At 58.8% G+C, this 18,827-nt stretch carries 15 protein-coding genes; 12 read left to right on the plus strand and 3 right to left on the minus strand.

The features are described from left to right. Window positions 1–150: 150 nt before the first annotated feature. The 10 genes from ACZ9IM_RS15235 (at window position 151) to ACZ9IM_RS15280 (ending at window position 13,358) form a co-directional block, all read left to right on the plus strand. The gene (locus tag ACZ9IM_RS15235; protein ID WP_063343635.1) at window positions 151–1,056 is read left to right on the plus strand and encodes an AraC family transcriptional regulator; all 906 of its coding nucleotides are present in this window, start codon (window positions 151–153) and stop codon (window positions 1,054–1,056) included. Between the two features lie 338 nt (window positions 1,057–1,394). Beyond that, complete coding sequence (locus ACZ9IM_RS15240) at window positions 1,395–2,717, plus strand: ABC transporter substrate-binding protein (protein WP_427624574.1); 1,323 nt, start codon at window positions 1,395–1,397, stop codon at window positions 2,715–2,717. A gap of 171 nt (window positions 2,718–2,888) precedes the next feature. Further along, window positions 2,889–3,815 carry a carbohydrate ABC transporter permease gene (locus tag ACZ9IM_RS15245; RefSeq protein WP_218394843.1) on the plus strand — a complete coding sequence of 309 codons (927 nt, stop codon included), beginning with the start codon at window positions 2,889–2,891 and terminating at the stop codon, window positions 3,813–3,815. A gap of 10 nt (window positions 3,816–3,825) precedes the next feature. Further along, complete coding sequence (locus tag ACZ9IM_RS15250) at window positions 3,826–4,656, plus strand: carbohydrate ABC transporter permease (RefSeq protein WP_007905617.1); 831 nt, start codon at window positions 3,826–3,828, stop codon at window positions 4,654–4,656. 165 nt (window positions 4,657–4,821) lie between these two features. Continuing rightward, entirely contained in the window at window positions 4,822–5,925 is a 1,104-nt protein-coding gene (locus ACZ9IM_RS15255; RefSeq protein WP_008069957.1) for an ABC transporter ATP-binding protein, read from the plus strand. A 14-nt stretch (window positions 5,926–5,939) separates the two neighbouring features. Continuing rightward, complete coding sequence (locus ACZ9IM_RS15260) at window positions 5,940–7,415, plus strand: mannitol dehydrogenase family protein (protein ID WP_476224369.1); 1,476 nt, start codon at window positions 5,940–5,942, stop codon at window positions 7,413–7,415. A 126-nt stretch (window positions 7,416–7,541) separates the two neighbouring features. Continuing rightward, entirely contained in the window at window positions 7,542–9,038 is a 1,497-nt protein-coding gene (gene xylB / locus ACZ9IM_RS15265) for a xylulokinase (protein ID WP_476224370.1), read from the plus strand. Between the two features lie 13 nt (window positions 9,039–9,051). After that, window positions 9,052–9,990, plus strand: coding sequence for a carbohydrate kinase family protein (locus ACZ9IM_RS15270; protein WP_476224371.1), 939 nt, complete (start codon window positions 9,052–9,054; stop codon window positions 9,988–9,990). Window positions 9,991–10,478: 488 nt separating this feature from the next. Then, the gene (locus tag ACZ9IM_RS15275; protein WP_427624581.1) at window positions 10,479–11,210 is read left to right on the plus strand and encodes a hypothetical protein; all 732 of its coding nucleotides are present in this window, start codon (window positions 10,479–10,481) and stop codon (window positions 11,208–11,210) included. 228 nt (window positions 11,211–11,438) lie between these two features. Continuing rightward, window positions 11,439–13,358 carry a type VI secretion system Vgr family protein gene (locus ACZ9IM_RS15280; protein WP_427624582.1) on the plus strand — a complete coding sequence of 640 codons (1,920 nt, stop codon included), beginning with the start codon at window positions 11,439–11,441 and terminating at the stop codon, window positions 13,356–13,358. A gap of 119 nt (window positions 13,359–13,477) precedes the next feature. Here ACZ9IM_RS15280 and ACZ9IM_RS15285 read toward each other — a convergent pair whose 3' ends face one another. Further along, complete coding sequence (locus ACZ9IM_RS15285) at window positions 13,478–13,675, minus strand: YbdD/YjiX family protein (protein WP_008069978.1); 198 nt, start codon at window positions 13,673–13,675, stop codon at window positions 13,478–13,480. 14 nt (window positions 13,676–13,689) lie between these two features. Next, entirely contained in the window at window positions 13,690–15,747 is a 2,058-nt protein-coding gene (locus tag ACZ9IM_RS15290) for a carbon starvation CstA family protein (protein ID WP_476224373.1), read from the minus strand. A 430-nt stretch (window positions 15,748–16,177) separates the two neighbouring features. On the opposite strand from ACZ9IM_RS15290, the gene ACZ9IM_RS15295 reads away from it, so the two are divergent. After that, on the plus strand, window positions 16,178–17,539 hold the full coding sequence (locus tag ACZ9IM_RS15295; RefSeq protein ID WP_427624585.1) for a cache domain-containing protein: 1,362 nt from the start codon (window positions 16,178–16,180) through the stop codon (window positions 17,537–17,539). 33 nt (window positions 17,540–17,572) lie between these two features. Further along, window positions 17,573–18,205, plus strand: a complete 633-nt coding sequence (locus ACZ9IM_RS15300; protein WP_008072339.1) for a response regulator — start codon at window positions 17,573–17,575, stop codon at window positions 18,203–18,205. A 7-nt stretch (window positions 18,206–18,212) separates the two neighbouring features. Here ACZ9IM_RS15300 and ACZ9IM_RS15305 read toward each other — a convergent pair whose 3' ends face one another. After that, window positions 18,213–18,734, minus strand: a complete 522-nt coding sequence (locus ACZ9IM_RS15305) for a transporter suffix domain-containing protein (protein ID WP_427624588.1) — start codon at window positions 18,732–18,734, stop codon at window positions 18,213–18,215. Window positions 18,735–18,827 lie beyond the last annotated feature (93 nt).

Genomic DNA, 18,827 nt, shown 5'->3' on the forward strand with positions numbered 1-18,827 from the left:
CCCTTGAAGGGACGCCCTACGAAACGTTCTTCTGATCGCTGTCTTCGACCACCATTCGCTATCGAGCAGCCACGGTCAGTGTTGCAGGCTGGTACAGAGAGCCTGGAAAGAGGCATGATCAACGGGCGATAACAATAAAAGTGCCCTGACATGAGCCGACCAGCCAGAGTTACCGATCCTTCCTACGAATTGATGGACGACCATAACGGGTTGTCCATCATCTATCGTCAGCACGGCTTCCCCTGCCCTTTGGTGCGCTGGCATTTCCACAAGGAATACGAACTGCACCTGATCGTCGCCAGCTCCGGCAAGGTGTTCATCGGTGACTACATCGGTAACTTCTACCCGGAAACGCTGTTCCTGACCGGCCCCAACCTGCCCCACAACTGGATCAGCCAGGTGGCCGAAGACGAAGTGGTGCCCAAACGCGACATGCTGGTCAATTTCACTGACGAACTGTTCGAAAGCGGCCATCAGGTGTTCGCCGAGCTCAAGACGCTTGCACCCTTGCTGGAGCGCGCGCAGTACGGCATCGAGTTTCGCTGCAAGCGCACGATCCGCCAGGCCATGACCTTGATGCAGCGCATCGCTGATACCAAGGGCATGACCCGGCTCGGGCATTTTTTCATTCTGCTGGAGTTGCTGGCGGCATCCGATGACTATCAGTTGCTGTCCGGTGCCACGACGCCGCAATTGGCCGATGAACACAACATCGACCGCACCAACCGGGCGGTGGATTACATCTTTGCCCATTACGCCCGGGAACTGCCGCTGGAAGAAGTCGCCGAGCACCTGGGCCTGAAGCCGACCTACTTCAGCCGAGTGTTCAAACAGGCCACCGGGCGCTGCTTCATCGAATTCGTCAATCGCCTGCGGATCAGCAAATCCTGCGAGCTGCTGGCCGATGGCGACAAAACGGTGACCGATGTGTGTTTCGAATCGGGCTTCAATAATATTTCCAACTTCAACCGGCGCTTTCAACAGCTCAAGGGCATGACGCCATCGCACTACCGGCGGTTGGCGGTGCAGCGTTTGACTGAGCAAAACCTGGGTTAATTCCTACCCCTGTGGGAGCGGGCTTGCCCGCGATAGCAGACTGTCAGCCGATATAAATGGTGGATCTGACGGCCTCTTCGCGGGCAAGCCCGCTCCCACAAGGTTTTGTATTCAAGCTGAAAACCTGTACAGATTCCAACGGCGCTAGCGGCTAATAAACCGTACCACGCACCTCTCGCCGCAAACCCCAGTGCAAAAAAGTATCGGTCACAGTGCGATGGATGATTTGTCACCCCATCAATTGAAGGCTGTAATCAGTGCACATTCTTCCTGCCCAGGAAGACACAAAAACAATAACTGTCCTTCTGTACCCGCCGGGTGCAGAAAAGGAGTGCACGATGCAACCTTCTGTAAAAGCTCTGCTTGCTCTCACCTGCATGACCCTCAGTAGCGTCAGCCTCGGCGCCCAGACCCTGACCATTGCCACCGTCAACAACAGCGACATGATCCGCATGCAAAAACTCTCGAAAACCTTCGAGGCCGAGCATCCGGACATCAAGCTCAATTGGGTGGTGCTCGAAGAAAACGTCCTGCGCCAACGCCTGACCACCGACATCGCTACACAGGGCGGGCAGTTCGATGTGTTGACCATCGGCATGTACGAAGCCGCACTCTGGGGCGCCAAGGGTTGGCTGGAACCGATGAAGGACCTGCCGGCCAGTTATGCCCTCGACGACGTGTTCCCGTCGGTGCGTGAAGGCCTTTCGGTCAAGGGTACGCTCTATGCCCTGCCGTTCTACGCTGAAAGCTCCATCACCTATTACCGCACCGACCTGTTCAAGGACGCCGGGCTGACCATGCCCGAACGCCCGACCTGGACTCAGATCAGCGAATTTGCCGGCAAACTCACCAATAAAGACAAAGAACAGTACGGCATCTGCCTACGCGGCAAGGCTGGCTGGGGCGAGAACATGGCGCTGATCACCACTGTCGCCAATGCTTACGGCGCACGCTGGTTCGATGAGCAGTGGAAACCGGAATTCATCGGTCCCGAATGGAAAAACGCGCTGAACTTCTACGTCGACACCATGAAGAAATCCGGCCCGCCGGGCGCGTCGAGCAACGGTTTCAACGAAAACCTGGCGCTGTTCAACAGTGGCAAATGTGCGATCTGGGTCGATGCCAGCGTTGCCGGCTCGTTCGTCACCGACAAGACCCAAAGCAAGGTCAGCGATCACGTCGGCTTCACCTACGCACCGCATGAAACCACCGACAAAGGTTCGGCCTGGTTGTATTCCTGGGCGCTGGCCATTCCGACCAGTTCCAAGGCCAAGGACGCGGCGAAAACCTTCAGCGCCTGGGCCACCTCCAAGGAATACGGTGCGTTGGTCGCGGAAAAAGACGGCATCGCCAACGTGCCGCCAGGCACTCGCGCCTCGACCTACACCGAGGCTTATATGAATGCCGCGCCATTCGCCAAGGTGACGCTGGAGTCGCTGAAGGCTGCGGATCCGAGTAAACCGTCCCTCAAGCCCGTGCCCTACATCGGCATCCAGCTGGTGACCATCCCTGAATTCCAGGCCGTGGGCACCCAGGTCGGCAAACTGTTCTCGGCAGCGCTGATCGGCCAGACCACGGTCGACCAGGCCCTGACCGCCGCCCAGTCAACCACCGAACGTGAGATGAAGCGCGCCGGTTATCCAAAAATAACCGCGCAATAACAACTGTGGAAACGGGCTTTTGTGGCGAGGGAGCTTGCTCCCGCTCGGCTGCGAAGCAGTCGCAAAGCTTTTGGGGCCGCTTCGCGACCCAGCGGGAGCAAGCTCCCTCGCCACACAAACCTGTTCCCACATTGGATCTTCATTTGTCTGTTCTTAATCGGTTTTAACGCCATGAATATTTCAACTGTCAAAGCTCACATGGACATTGCCCAACCGGTGCGTAAAAGCCGGTTGACCAACCCCGGCTGGTTTCTGGTCAGCCCCTCGGTGGCGCTATTGCTGCTGTGGATGATCGTGCCGCTGGGCATGACCGTTTACTTTTCAATGATCCGCTACAACCTGCTCTACCCCGGTGAAAACCAGTTCGTGGGGTTGGAGAACTTCAGCTACTTTCTGAGTGACTCGGGCTTTCTACCCGGCGCCACCAACACCCTGTTACTGGTGGGCAGCGTGCTGCTGATCAGCATAGTGTTCGGCGTATTGATCAGTGCGTTGCTGGAGGCCAGTGAGTTTCTCGGTCGCGGCATCGTGCGGGTGATGTTGATCTCGCCGTTCTTCATCATGCCCACCGTCGGTGCGCTGATCTGGAAAAACCTGATCTTTCACCCGGTCTCGGGGATTCTCGCCTACATCTGGAAGCTGTTCGGCGCACAGCCGGTGGACTGGCTCGCGCATTACCCGCTGCTGTCGATCATCATCATTGTCTCGTGGCAATGGCTGCCCTTCGCGATCCTGATTCTGATGACCGCCATGCAGTCCCTCGACCAGGAGCAGAAAGAAGCCGCGCGCCTGGACGGTGCCGGCCCCATCGCGATCTTCTGGCACCTGACCCTGCCGCACCTGGCCCGGCCGATTGCAGTGGTGGTGATGATCGAAACCATCTTCCTGCTGTCGGTGTTTGCCGAAATCTTCACCACCACCAACGGTGGCCCCGGTTATGCCTCGACCAACCTCGCCTACCTGATCTACAACCAGGCACTGGTGCAGTTCGACGTCGGCATGGCGTCCGCCGGTGGTTTGATCGCGGTGTTGATTGCCAACGTCGCGGCCATCGTGCTGGTGCGGATGATCGGCAAAAACCTGACAGACAAAGCCTGAGGCCTGCGCCATGACTCTTCAACAATCCCGTCGTCTGCAAAGCCTGCTGCTGGGCACCCTGGCCTGGGCCATCGCGATCCTGATCTTCTTCCCGATTTTCTGGATGGTGCTGACCAGTTTCAAAACCGAAATCGACGCGTTCGCCACGCCGCCGCAATTCATCTTCACGCCGACGCTGGAGAACTACCTGCACATCAACGAGCGCAGCGACTACTTCAGCTTCGCCTGGAACTCGGTGGTGATTTCCTTCAGCGCCACGGCCCTGTGCTTGCTGATTGCAGTGCCGGCGGCCTACTCCATGGCGTTCTACGAAACCCAGCGCACCAAAGGCACGCTGTTGTGGATGCTATCGACCAAGATGCTGCCGCCGGTGGGCGTGTTGATGCCGATCTACCTGCTGGCCAAGAGCTTCGGCCTGCTGGACACGCGCATCGCGCTGATCGTGATTTACACGCTGATCAACCTGCCGATCGTGGTCTGGATGATTTACACCTACTTCAAAGACATCCCCAAGGACATCCTCGAAGCCGCACGCCTGGACGGCGCAACGCTGTGGCAGGAAATGGTCCGGGTGTTGCTGCCGATCGCCAAGGGCGGCCTGGCATCGACGGTTTTGCTGTCGCTGATCCTGTGCTGGAACGAGGCGTTCTGGTCGCTGAACCTGACCTCGTCCCAGGCCGCGCCACTGACCGCATTGATCGCCTCGTACTCAAGCCCCGAAGGTCTGTTCTGGGCCAAGTTATCGGCGGTGTCGACCCTGGCCTGTGCGCCGATCCTGATCTTCGGCTGGATCAGCCAGAAACAATTGGTCCGCGGCCTGTCGTTCGGCGCCGTGAAATGAAGATCGCCGACTCAACGCGATCCACTGTGGGAGCGAGCCTGCTCGCGATGGCGGAGTGTCATTCAACAGTGATGTTGACTGACACGGCCTCATCGCGAGCAGGCTCACTCCCACAAAAAAGCCCGCCCGGCTCAACTGAATAACTACAAGTGGAGGCCCATCATCATGGCCAACCTGAAAATCAAAAATCTGCAAAAAGGCTTCGAAGGTTTTTCCATCATCAAAGGCATCGACCTGGAAGTGAATGACAAGGAATTCGTGGTGTTCGTCGGCCCGTCGGGCTGCGGCAAATCCACCCTGCTGCGACTGATCGCCGGCCTTGAAGAAGTCAGCGGCGGCACCATCGAACTGGATGGCCGCGACATCACCGAAGTCAGCCCGGCCAAGCGCGACCTGGCGATGGTGTTCCAGACCTACGCCTTGTACCCACACATGAGCGTGCGCAAAAACATGTCGTTCGCGCTGGACCTGGCCGGTGTAGCGAAAGCCGAAGTCGAGAAAAAAGTCGGCGAAGCGGCGCGCATCCTTGAACTCGGGCCGATGCTGGAGCGCAAGCCCAAGCAACTGTCCGGTGGTCAGCGTCAACGCGTGGCCATCGGCCGTGCGATCGTGCGCAACCCGAAAATCTTCCTGTTCGACGAACCGCTGTCCAACCTCGACGCCGCCCTGCGGGTGCAGATGCGCCTGGAACTGTTGCGCCTGCACAAAGAACTGCAAGCCACGATGATCTACGTGACCCACGACCAGGTCGAAGCGATGACCATGGCCGACAAAGTCGTTGTCCTCAATGGCGGCAAGATCGAGCAAGTCGGTTCGCCACTGGACCTGTATCACCAGCCGGCCAACCTGTTTGTCGCAGGCTTCCTCGGCACGCCGAAAATGGGCTTCCTCAAGGGCAAAATCACCCGCGTTAACGGCCCAAGCTGCGAAGTGCTGCTGGACGCCGGCACCCGCATTACCCTGCCGCTGAGCGGGGCGAATCTGAGTGTCGGCGGTGCGGTGACTTTAGGGATTCGTCCGGAACATCTTGAACTGGCGCAACCCGGCGATTGCACCCTGCAAGTCACTGCCGACGTCAGCGAACGCTTGGGCAGCGACACTTTCTGCCACGTCCTGACGTCATCCGGCGAAGCGCTGACCATGCGTGTTCGCGGCGATCTGGCCAGCCGTTATGGCGAAACCCTGAGCCTGCACCTGGATGCCGAACACTGCCATTTATTCGATGCCGACGGCGTGGCGCTGACCCGCCCACTGCGCGCCGCAGCCTGATCCGAGAGCATGCGATGAAACTGAATAGACAGAACCTCAACCGCCTCGCCCCCGAGGTGGCCTTGCCCGCCTACACCTTGAGCGATACCCGCCAAGGCATCGCGCACATTGGCGTTGGCGGCTTCCACCGCGCGCATCAGGCGTATTACACCGATGCCTTGATGAATACCGGCCAAGCGCTGGACTGGGCCATCTGCGGAGTCGGCCTGCGCGCCGAAGACCGCCGGGCCCGGGACGATCTCAAAGAGCAGGATTATCTGTTTACCCTGTTCGAACTCGGCGACGCCGACGACGCTGAAGTGCGGGTTATCGGCGCCATCCGCGACATGCTGCTGGCCGAAGACAGCGCCGAAGTGCTGATCGACAAACTCGCCCATCCAGATATCCGCATCGTCTCGCTGACCATCACCGAAGGCGGCTATTGCATCGACGACAGCAACGGCGAGTTCATGGCGCACCTGCCGCAGATCCAGCACGACCTGGCTCACCCGAACGCGCCTAAGACTGTATTCGGTTTCCTCTGCGCCGCACTGGCCAAACGTCGTGCAACCGGTACGCCCGCGTTCACGCTGATGTCTTGCGATAACCTGCCGCACAACGGCGCCGTGACCCGTAAAGCCCTGCTGGCATTCGCCGCCCTGCGCGACGCCGATCTGCGCGACTGGATCGAGCGCCATGTCAGTTTCCCTAATGCGATGGTCGATCGCATCACGCCGATGACCAGCACCGAGCATCGTCTGCAACTGCACGACAAACACAGCATCGACGACGCTTGGCCGGTGGTCTGCGAACCGTTTGTGCAATGGGTGCTGGAAGACAAATTCGTCAACGGTCGCCCGGCCTGGGAAAAGGTCGGCGTGCAGTTCACCGATGACGTCACGCCTTACGAAGAGATGAAGATCAAACTGCTCAACGGCAGCCATCTGGCCTTGACCTATCTGGGCTTTTTGAAGGGTTACCGCTTCGTTCACGAAACCATGAACGACCCGCTGTTCGTGCGCTACATGCGCGCCTACATGGACCTGGACGTGACGCCGCAACTGGCGCCAGTGCCGGGGATCGACCTGACTGAATACAAAAACACCCTGGTGGCGCGCTTCTCCAACCAGGCGATTGCCGATCAGCTGGAGCGAGTGTGTTCGGATGGCTCGTCGAAGTTTCCGAAGTTCACTGTGCCGACGATCAATCGCTTGATTGCCGATGGGCAGGAGACCAAGCGTGCGGCGCTGGTGGTCGCGGCGTGGGCGCTGTACCTCAAAGGTGTGGATGAGAATGGCCAGACCTATGCAATTCCGGATCCACGGGCGGCGTTCTGTCAGGCACTGGTGGCCGATGATGTGTTGATCACGCAGCGGTTGTTGGAAGTGGAGGAAATTTTCGGGACGGCGATACCGCGCTCTCCGGAGTTTGTCGCTGCGTTCGAGTGGTGCTGTAACAGCTTGCGCGATGTTGGGGTGACGCGGACGCTCGAAAGAGTGCTCGCCGCCTGATCGTTCCCACGCTCTGCGTGGGAATGCAGCCCGGGACGCTCCGCGTCCCATCCAGAAGCGGACGCAGAGCGTCCATTGAGGCATTCCCACGCAGAGCGTGGGAACGATCTTCGGTAGGGTGTTTCCATGGCAAACCAACAACTATTCCTCGGTGTCGACTGCGGCACCCAAGGCACCAAAGCCGTCGTCCTCGACGCGCACAGCGGCCAGGTCCTCGGTCAGGGCGCCGCGGCCCACAGCCTCATCAGCGGTGCCAATGGTCGTCGGGAGCAAGACACTGCCCAATGGCTGGAAGCCTTTACCCTGGCCACCCACCGTGCATTGCTCGCAGCGAATGTAGACGGTCAGGCCATCCTCGGCATCGGGGTTTCCGGCCAGCAACATGGCCTGGTACTGCTCGACGATCGCGGCCAGGTGCTGCGCCCGGCCAAGCTCTGGTGCGACACCGAGTCCACGCCGGAGAACGACCGCTTGCTCGCCCATCTGGGCGGCGAAAAAGGCTCCCTGGAGCGCCTCGGCATCGTCATCGCGCCGGGTTACACCGTGTCCAAACTGCTCTGGACCAAAGAACAACATCCGCAAGTGTTCGCCCGGATCGCCCGCATTTTGCTGCCCCATGACTACCTCAACTACTGGCTCACCGGCCGCAGTTGCAGCGAGTACGGTGATGCCTCGGGCACCGGGTATTTCAACGTGCGCACCCGCCAATGGGACTTGCAACTGCTGCGCGACATCGACCCCACCGGGCGCCTGCAAGCCGCGCTCCCGGAGCTGATCGACGCCCATCAACCGGTCGGCACAATCCTGCCGAGTATCGCCGAACATCTGGGCATCAACCCGCACGCACTGGTCTCCAGCGGCGGCGGCGACAACATGATGGGCGCCATCGGCACCGGCAATATAAAGCCCGGCGCGATCACCATGAGCCTCGGCTCCTCGGGAACGGTCTACGCCTATGCCGACCAGGCGAACGTCAGCCCGAACGCCTCGGTCGCGACGTTCTGTTCCTCCAGCGGCGCCTGGCTGCCGCTGATCTGCACGATGAACCTGACCAACGCGACCGGCACTATTCGCGAGTTGTTCGAATTGGATATCGAAGCGTTCAACGGCTTGGTCGAGCAAGCGCCGATCGGTGCCGACGGCGTGTGCGTGCTGCCGTTCCTCAATGGCGAACGCGTCCCCGCCCTGCCCCATGCCAGCGGCAGTCTGCTGGGGCTGACCATGACCAACCTGACCCGGGCCAACCTGTGCCGCGCCGTGGTGGAAGGCACCACCTTTGGTTTGCGTTATGGGCTGGACCTGCTGCGCCAGAATGGCTTACAAAGCCTGCGCATCTGCCTGACTGGGGGTGGTTCGAAGAGCCCGGTGTGGCGACAGATCGTCGCTGACATCATGAATACGCCAGTGATTTGTACCGAGCAAAGTGAAGCCGCGGCCCTCGGCGCAGCGATTCAGGCGGCGTGGTGCAAGTCCTGGGCAAACGGTCACGAAGACAGCCTGGCGGACTTGTGCGAGCGTTGCGTAAAGCTCGATCTGGCCAGTGAAACCTTACCGATTGCAGAAAATGTGGCGGCCTGTCAGCAGGCCTATGAACGCTATCGACAGCATGTCGCAACCCTTTAAAGAGCGAGAAACTATGTATCTGGTATGTGGCGAAGCGCTGTTCGATTTCTTCAGCGAAGAGGATGCCAGCGGCTTGGCATCCAAAGTGAATTTCAAGGCGATTGCCGGCGGCTCGCCGTTCAATGTGGCCGTAGGTTTGCGCCGCTTGGGCGTAGACGCCGCGCTGTTTGGCGGGCTGTCGACCGATTACCTCGGCCGACGTTTGCAGCAAGTGCTGCAGGATGAAGGTGTACGCCCGGATTACCTCGTGGACTTTGCCGCGCCGACTACCTTGGCGATGGTCGCAGTCGGTGCCAATGGCTCGCCCCATTACAGCTTTCGTGGCGAAGGCTGCGCTGATCGGCAGTTGAGCCTGGCGCATCTGCCAGAGCTAGGGCTTGAAGTGCGCGGTTTGCACGTCGGCTCGTTTTCGCTGGTGGTGCAACCGATTGCCGATACGTTATTGGCATTGGTGCAACGGGAAAGCGGCAAACGCCTGATCAGCCTCGATCCGAACGTGCGCCTCAATCCCGAGCCGAACATCGAGTTGTGGCGTTCGCGGATTGCCACGCTGGTGGAGCTGGCGGATCTGATCAAGGTCAGCGACGAAGACTTGAGTCTGCTGTACCCCGAGCAAGATCCTCAGCGCGTCATCGAAGGCTGGCTGGAGCATCGCTGCCAGTTGGTGTTCCTGACCCGTGGCGGCGAAGGCGCAACGGTGTTCAGCCGCGCCCACGGCTCGTGGTCGGTACCGGCCTGTTCGGTGAAAATTGCCGACACTGTGGGGGCTGGCGATACGTTTCAGGCAGCGTTGATTACCTGGCTGACCGAGCAGCAGTTGGATTCGGTTGACGGGTTGCAACAGCTGAGCCGTGAGCAAACTGACGCGATGATCAGGTTTGCGGTGAGCGCCGCAGCGTTGACCTGCAGCAAGACCGGACCGGATTTGCCGTATCGGCAGCAGTTGAGCTGAAATCCGCGACCTCATGCCTTCTCACTACCGCAGGTGCTGATTTCAGGACCTGCCGGTAGAGATTAAATATTGTTTTGATATATTTATATTTCGATTGAAAATATGTACCGAGCCCTCAATCCAAATAAAAGATAAACGGATATTGACAGTTTTATAGCCCTTAAAATTATGAGCGCAGTTATAGCGCTTCCTGATTTGAGCTATTCCAAAAATCAATTTCCTAAACTCCTGCTTCTTCAAACAGCACTACCGCCGAATGCACAACTGATTCTTATCTTATTGAATTATATTAATAAATAGATAATCACTACAAAGCTCCGCCGAGACAATCCAGCGGCTACTGAAGATAATGTGCGTTCAATAAAAATAACCAGCCCGTTACTTGACCGCTACATGCCTTCAACTAATATCCTTTCCACGCACAGCGCAGGTAAGGAAATTGCTGTGCGGCTATCCTTATACCCCACAACAGGAAAAGGAACTCCAACATGGAAAGTGTCGCTATCTCAGCTGCCCAAATTAACTGGAACGGCGGACAACGCATTACGCTCACCGCAGGAGATACAGCCACCTGCACCGCACTTAGCCCCGGCCAGCTTTATGGCATCTTTATCTACAACTCCGCTCAAAATGATACCAATTCGACTGTCTCCGTGAACTGGAGCAATAGCCAGCCACCCGTACCGATCACAGTTCCTGGCACCACGGCCAATGCAGGCCTGGCATCGTTGGGTTTTGTCTCGGGTACCGATACTCAAACCGTGTCGGTTTCACTGCCTAGCAACGCCGGTAAGTCCCAGGTCGAAATCTGGTTGGGAAGTGTCAGTATGCCGACCAATACATCGGGTCTGAGCAATTATCCGCTGCAAGCCGATGGTGAGCAGCATCCGTTCAACAAGTACGCCCGTTACTATGCGGTACCCCCATCGAAGTGGATGAACCTGACGATCACCAGCACCATTACACAGTTCCTCTCTTGCCAGTTCCGTGAGGCGCAAGCGACCGTATTCGTCGTCAATGAGACGTCGAACGGCCTACTCTCTGGGCAGGTCACCACGATCGGGCCTACTGCCGGTGAGGTTGGAGCCGTCAAGATCACTTACTCGCAGATTCAGAGCATCACCAATAATCTGCAAGGCGACGGCACGCAATGGGTGTGGATGGATGCTGACAGCCCGCAAGATTCCCAGAGCGCGACCATTTCCTTGCAATCGCTTTGAGTTTCCTGGCTGAGTAATAGAGAAGGCCCCACCCTGTGGGGCCTTCCTTTATTTGGTGTGACGGCCCCAATCGCCTCAAAAAATGCCTGTATTCATTGCACAAGACCTCGGCTATAGGGGAAAGCCCGATACCCGTCAGGCCCCGGACCTACGGCATTTCAACCTTGAACATGGCACTTTAATACTGCACCATCCGCCCCTGCTTTTTCAAAGGACGGAACTCAAGGCATGCTGGACGCAAACGCAATCCATATCTCCCTCACACTCGAAGGCGTTTCCGTCGACCTGCAGGTCCTCAGCTTCGTCGGTCGCGAAGCTCTCAACCAGCCGTTCTGTTTCGATATCGAACTGGTCAGTGCCCGCCCCGACCTGAAACTCGAAAAACTGCTGCACAAGCCCGGCTGCCTGACCTTTGGCGCCACCGGCCAAGGCAAAATCCATGGCCTGGTCTATCGCATCGAGCAAGGTGATTCCGGCAAAAGCCTGACCCGCTACAGCATCAGCCTGGTGCCGCAACTGGCCTATTTGCGACACAACCACGACCAGCAGATTTTCCAGCATTTAAGCGTGCCGAAGATCATCGCCCAGGTTCTCGAAGCCCGGGGCATTCTGGCCGACGCCTACAGCTTCCAGCTCGGCGCCATCTACCCCGAGCGTGTGTACTGCGTGCAGTACGACGAATCCGACCTGCACTTCATCCAGCGCCTGTGCGAAGAGGAAGGCATTCACTTCCATTTCCAGCACTCGACCAGCGGCCACAAACTGGTGTTCGGCGATGACCAGACGGTGTTCCGCAAACTCGCGCCGGTGAGCTACCAGCAAGACTCCGGTATGGCCGCCGAGAAACCGGTGATCAAGCGCTTCAACCTGCGCCTGGAAACCCGTACCACCCGCGTCAGCCGCCGCGACTACAACTTCGAAAAACCACGCCTGCTGCCGGAAAGTGCGGCCAAAAGCGAATTCGCCCCGGACCTCGAAGACTACGACTACCCCGGCCGCTTCACCGACCGCGCACGGGGCAAACAACTGGCGACCCGCGCCCTCGAACGCCATCGCAGCGACTACCAACTGGCAGAAGGCAAAGGCGACGAACCGACCCTGGTCAGCGGCCACTTCATGGCCCTGAGCGAACACCCGCGCGCCGAGTGGAACGATCTCTGGCTGTTGCTGGAAATCGTCCACGAAGGCAAACAGCCGCAAGTGCTCGGGGAGAACATCACCAGCGACGTCACCCATAACAAGGACGACTTCCACCAGGGCTACCGCAACCGCTTCCTCGCCACGCCGTGGGACGCGCACTTCCGCCCGGCCCTGGAACACCCGAAACCGAAAGTGCTGGGCAGCCAGACCGCCATCGTCACCGGCCCGGCGGGTGAAGAAATTCACTGCGACGAATACGGCCGGGTCAAAGTGCAATTCCACTGGGACCGCGACGGTCAGGGCAACGACACCAGCAGCTGCTGGCTGCGCGTCGCCACCGGCTGGGCCGGCAACGCCTACGGCGGCATCGCCATCCCGCGAGTCGGCATGGAAGTGCTCGTCACCTTCCTCGAAGGCGACCCCGACCAACCGCTGATCACCGGCTGCCTGTACCACAAGGAAAACGTCGTCCCCTACGATCTGCCGGCGAACAAAACCCGCAGCACTTTCAAGACCCTCAGTTCACCGGGCGGCAAGGGCTACAACGAGATTCGCATCGAAGACAAGAAAGGCGCGGAACAGATCTACCTGCACGCCCAGCGCGACTGGGATGAAAACATCGAGCACGACCAGAAAATCCGCATCGGCAATGAACGGCATGACACGGTCGAGGCCAATGTATTCAGCGAGTTCAAGGTGGAAGAGCACCGCCTCACCCACCTCGACCGCAAGACCGAAGCGCGGGCGGACGATCACCTCACCGTTGGCGTGACCCGGCATGTGAAGGTTGGCACGGCGCAGTTTGTCGAGGCCGGGACGGAGATTCATTACCACGCCGGAGAGAAGGTGGTGGTTGAGGGTGGGATGGAGCTCACGGCCAAGGCTGGCGGGAGCTTTGTGAAGATTGATGCGGGTGGGGTGACCATCAGCGGCGCAGAGGTGAAGGTCAATTCCGGTGGTGAGCCGGGTGCGGGTACGCCTGCTGCGCCATTGTTGCCGGGCCGATGAAGGTGGCGGATGCGGATACAGCGAGCAAAAAAGCCCGGCTTGCCAACGGTAGCGTCTCGAAGATCGCTATCGCCGGCAGGCCGGGCTCCTAAAGCAAAATACCGCTTAAATGTTTCGCATCAACAGCACTTCGGTCCCGCCTTGCTGCCGTAACGAGCCTCCTGACGCTCCCGAAAGAACACCTCGTAACTCATCAGCGGTTTGTCCGGATGTTTGGTTTGCATATGCTCGACGTAAGTGTCGTAGTCGGGCATGCCGACCATCAGGCGCGCGGCCTGACCGAGGTATTTACCGAGGCGACTCAGGTCATTGAACATGGTGCAATCCTCGATTACGCATCCGGCAAAGCCTGGAACGGCGCTTCTTTATCCGTACGCTCCTTGGTGCCCCAGGCGGCTATACCGACCTTGAGTGCAAAGAACAGGATGCTGAACACCACGAGCAAAAACAGCGCGGTCAACGTTGCGTTGGTGTAGGCGTTGTAGATGACGTGCTGCATCTGCTCGATGCTTTTGGCCGGCGCGAGGACCTGGCCGTTGGCCAAGGCGTCGCTGTACTTTTTCGCCAGCGCCAGGAAGCCGATTGCCGGGTTGGCGTCGAACAGCTTGATGAACCCTGCGGTGGTGGTGCAGATCAGCAGCCACACCGCTGGCAGCATGGTGACCCAAACGTAGCGTTGGCGCTTCATTTTGATCAGCACCACGGTTGCCAGCATCAGCGCGATACCCGCCAGCATCTGGTTGGAGATGCCGAACAGTGGCCACAAGGTGTTGATCCCACCCAGCGGGTCGATCACGCCTTGATACAACAGGTAACCCCACATCGCCACGCAACCGGCGGTTGCGATCAGGTTGGCGGTCCAGGATTCGGTGCGCTTGAGCGCTGGCACGAAGGAGCCGAGCAAGTCCTGCAGCATGAAACGCCCGGCACGAGTGCCGGCATCCACCGCAGTCAGGATGAACAACGCTTCGAACAGGATCGCGAAGTGGTACCAGAACGCCATGGTGTTTTCACCCGGCAGAAGTTGGTGCAGGATCTGCGCGATACCGACCGCCAGGGTCGGCGCACCACCGGCCCGGGCCAGGATGGTGGTTTCACCGATGTCCTTGGCCACTGCTTGCAGCGCTTCCGGGGTAATTGCAAAACCCCAACTACTGACCGTCTGCGCCACTGAAACAGCATCCGCGCCGACAAGGGCCGCCGGGCTGTTCATCGCAAAGTACACGCCGGGCTCGATCACCGAAGCGGCCACCATGGCCATGATCGCCACGAAGGACTCCATCAGCATGCCGCCATAACCGATGTAACGGGCATGGCCTTCACTGGCGAGCAGCTTCGGCGTGGTGCCGGAAGCAATCAGCGAATGGAAACCCGACACCGCGCCACAGGCGATGGTGATGAACAGGAACGGAAACAGACCACCCTTCCACACCGGCCCGGTGCCGTCGATGAACTGGGTCAATGCCGGCATTTTCAGGTCGGGCATGGTGATCAGAATGCCGATCGCCAGCGCAACGATGGTGCCGATTTTGAGGAAGGTGGACAGGTAGTCACGCGGCGCCAGAATCAGCCACACCGGCAACACTGCGGCCACGAAACCGTAGCCGATCAGCATCCAGGTGATCTGGATTCCGGTGAAGGTAAAGGCTTTGGCCCATACCGGGTCAGCGGCAATCTGCCCGCCCAGCCAGATCGAACCCAGCAGCAACGCCACGCCGATCACCGAGATTTCACCGATGCGGCCCGGGCGGATGTAGCGCATGTAGATGCCCATGAACATCGCGATCGGGATGGTCGCCATCACCGTGAACATGCCCCACGGGCTTTCGGCCAGGGCCTTGACCACGATCAGCGCCAGCACCGCGAGGATGATGATCATGATCAGGAAGCAGCCAAACAGCGCGATGGTCCCGGGGATGCGGCCCATTTCCTCACGGACCATGTCGCCCAGGGAACGACCGTTGCGGCGGGTGGACATGAACAAGACCATGAAGTCCTGAACCGCACCCGCCAGCACCACCCCGGCAATCAGCCACAGCGTACCGGGCAGATAGCCCATCTGCGCCGCCAAGACCGGACCGACCAGCGGCCCTGCGCCAGCGATCGCTGCGAAGTGGTGTCCGAAGAGCACGTGTTTGTTGGTCGGCACGTAGTCCAGACCATCGTTGTTGAGTACGGCGGGAGTGGCTCGATTGGGATCGAGTTGCATCACCTTGGTGGCGATGAACAGGCTGTAATAGCGGTACGCGACCAGATAAATAGCGACTGCTGCGACTACGATCCAGAGGGCGTTGATGGCTTCGCCGCGGCGCAGGGCCACGACACTTAGCGCAAACGCTCCCAGGACAGCCACGGCAAACCAGGCGAGGTGTTTAGCCAGACGGGGCATAGCGTGTCTCCTGCCGACAGCCAGTGGCTGCGGCGGTAATTATTATAATTGTGTCCGCATTGCGGAGCGGGCCCAATATCCGCCCATGCTGTCGACAAATAAATCCGCGTTACTACGTACGTGGCGTCTACGTAGTTCTACGTAGGCGCCGCTGATCTCTCAGTTGAAATGCAACACCTGTGGGAGCGGGCTGTGGCGAGGGGGCTTGCCCCCGTTTGAGTGCGTAGCACTCACAAGATCTTGGGTACATCAGAGATTTTTTGGGGCCGCTTCGCAGCCCAACGGGGGCAAGCCCCCTCGCCACAGCCCACAAGGTTCTGCGTTTTCATCACGGCCGCAGGTCATTCTGTCCAGCATTGCTACTGGAGGCGCGTATCTTTGGCATATGATGCCGGGCCTTCGCCTTCCCTCGGTCTGGCCAGGAGTAGAGATGCAGCTCAAACACAAAATCGTCGCGCTCGGGATTCTGCCGCTGGTGTTGGCGATCGCGGTCATCTGCGCGCTGGTGATTTCCCTGAACCGCCAACTGGGTGATCAACAGGCGCAACTGATCGAAGACAGCATTCTGGCCAGCAAGCGCGCAGAGCTGAAAAACTACGTCGAAATGGCCCAGAGCCTGATCGCGCCGCTGTACGACAACGGCCGGGGTGACGCGCGCGCGCAGCAACAAGTGCTCGAAGAACTGCGCAAGCTCAGCTTTGGCATCAACGGCTACTTCTTCGTCTACGACCGCGAAGGTCGCAGCCTGATGCACGCGCGCCAGTCAGAGCTTGTAGGCAAATACCTGTGGGACATGACCGACCCTCACGGTTTGCCGGTGATCCAGGCGTTGCTCAAAAGTGCGCAATCGGGCGAAGGTTTTCAACGTTACGCCTGGAACAAACCCTCTTCCGGCCAAGTGACCGACAAGCTCGCCTACGTGGTGATGCTGGACCGTTGGGGCTGGATGCTCGGCACTGGCATCTACCTTGAAGACGTTGAGCGCGCCACCCGACAGGCCCGTGACGAGGTGGCTCAGGGCATCCGCAAAACCATGCTGGCCATTGCCGTGGTGGCCCTTGTGGCGGTGCTGTTTGTCTTCGCCAGCGGCATGACGTTGAACGTCAGCGAGCATCGCCTGGCCGACAAAAAACTCCAGCGCCTGACCCAACGCATTGTCAGCCTTCAAGAGGAAGAACGGTCACGGGTTTCCCGAGAGCTGCACGACGGCATCAGCCAGCTACTGGTGTCTATCAAGTTTCAGTTCGAACTGGCCAGCCATGTGCTGGAGAATGGGCAAGACAAGGGATTGAGCATTTTAAGAGACGCCACGGAGCGCCTCGGGGATGCGATTGGCGAAGTTCGCAGCCTCTCTCACGACCTGCGCTCGTCGCTGCTCGACACCCTTGGCCTGCCGGCGGCAATCGGTCAACTCGCCGCAGAATTCGAGCAGCGCAGCGGTCTGGTCGTGACTTTCAACGATAACGAATTCGACTGTCATCTGGTCGATGGCGCCGCCGTCTCGTTGTTTCGCATTGTGCAAGAAGGCCTGACCAATATCGAACGCCACGCACAAGCAAAAAACGTCATCATTACCCTGCACGGTTCTGAAAAGTCCGTACGTTTGACGGTGGTCGATGATGGTATCGGTTTCAACGTCGCCCAGGTCGAACGTCGTCACGCGGGCATTGGCCTGCGCAACATCCGTGAGCGTGTCGAGCATTTTGGCGGTCGATTCGACCTGACCTCGACGCCGGGAAGAAGTGAGCTGGACGTGCTGCTGCCGATGAAACTGCCCGGTACAGAACGCTGACTCAGCCCATAACAATTAGAGTGAATGCCTGCGATGAACCTGCCCTACCCGATCCGCGTCGCCCTGGTTGACGATCACTCCCTGGTCCGCGACGGAATCAAATCGCTGCTGGGGGTCATGACGCAGCTGGAAGTGGTGGGAGAAGCCGAGAATGGCGCCGATGCCATTGAAATGGTCGGGCGCTGCCAGCCGGATCTGTTGCTGGTCGACATCAGTCTGAAGGACATCAATGGCCTTGAGCTGACGCGGTTGTTACGCAGCCAATACCCGTCGCTCAAGGTGTTGGTGCTGAGCATGTACGACAACTATGAATACGTGAGTGAGTCCGTTCGCTCGGGTGCCAGCGGCTATGTGCTGAAGAACGCGCCTTCACGGGAAATCATTGCGGCAATCGAAGCCATTGTCAGCGGCGGGACGTTCTACAGTGCCGAGATCGCACAGCGGCTCATCGCCGATAAAAGTAGCGACAACGAGCTGACTCCGCGCGAAAGCCAGGTGCTGTACAAGATGGCTCAGGGGCTGAACAACAAGGAAATGGCTCGCGAACTGGATATCAGTGTGCGGACTGTAGAAACTCATCGCCTGAGCATCCGTCGCAAGCTCAACATCGACAAACCCGCCGCACTTGTAAAGTACGCGATCGATCACGGGATCATTTCACGCTAGAGGCGATTCACACCGCGCTCGTATTAACGACACGTGCCGTGCGAATGAACAACGCGCGTACCTTGTCCCAGAAATTCCCCCCCAGCACAAAAAAGCTGCCGATCAACATGGCATCGCCCAGCGCCTGGAGCTGCCAGATATTGGGTCTCAGCCCCGGCCAGATAGTATCTATGTAAGGTTCGAGAAATCCCGAGATCAGCGGCAGGCAAAACATCACGAGGCCAATTCTATGGCGAGCCGGGCCTACTTCCACGTCTGCCGGTGCAAGTGTGGAGACGTAACCGAACATGCTGCGCTTGAGTTGCTGAAAGCCGGATTTGCCCATAATGGCAATGACCAGAATCAACAGAACCTTGTTACTGATAAACAAAACGCCTGTCAGTGCCGCGATCTTTGAGCCGGGCACATCCACTGCGGCAGCGAGAGGCACCATCAGCCAGGAGCCCAGCATCAAACAGATAATCGCGATGCCCAGTTTGAAGCGCCAACCAGCGGAACCAGGTGCATTGTCATCCTGAGAGTTGCTCATGGTCTTCTTAACCTTTTTTGCCGGGATTAATGGATCTTCAGAAGCGTAGCAGTTGGTCGACCCCATGATCATTCAACATGACCTTGTATTTGT

Source organism: Pseudomonas sp. TE12508 (assembly GCF_056279485.1).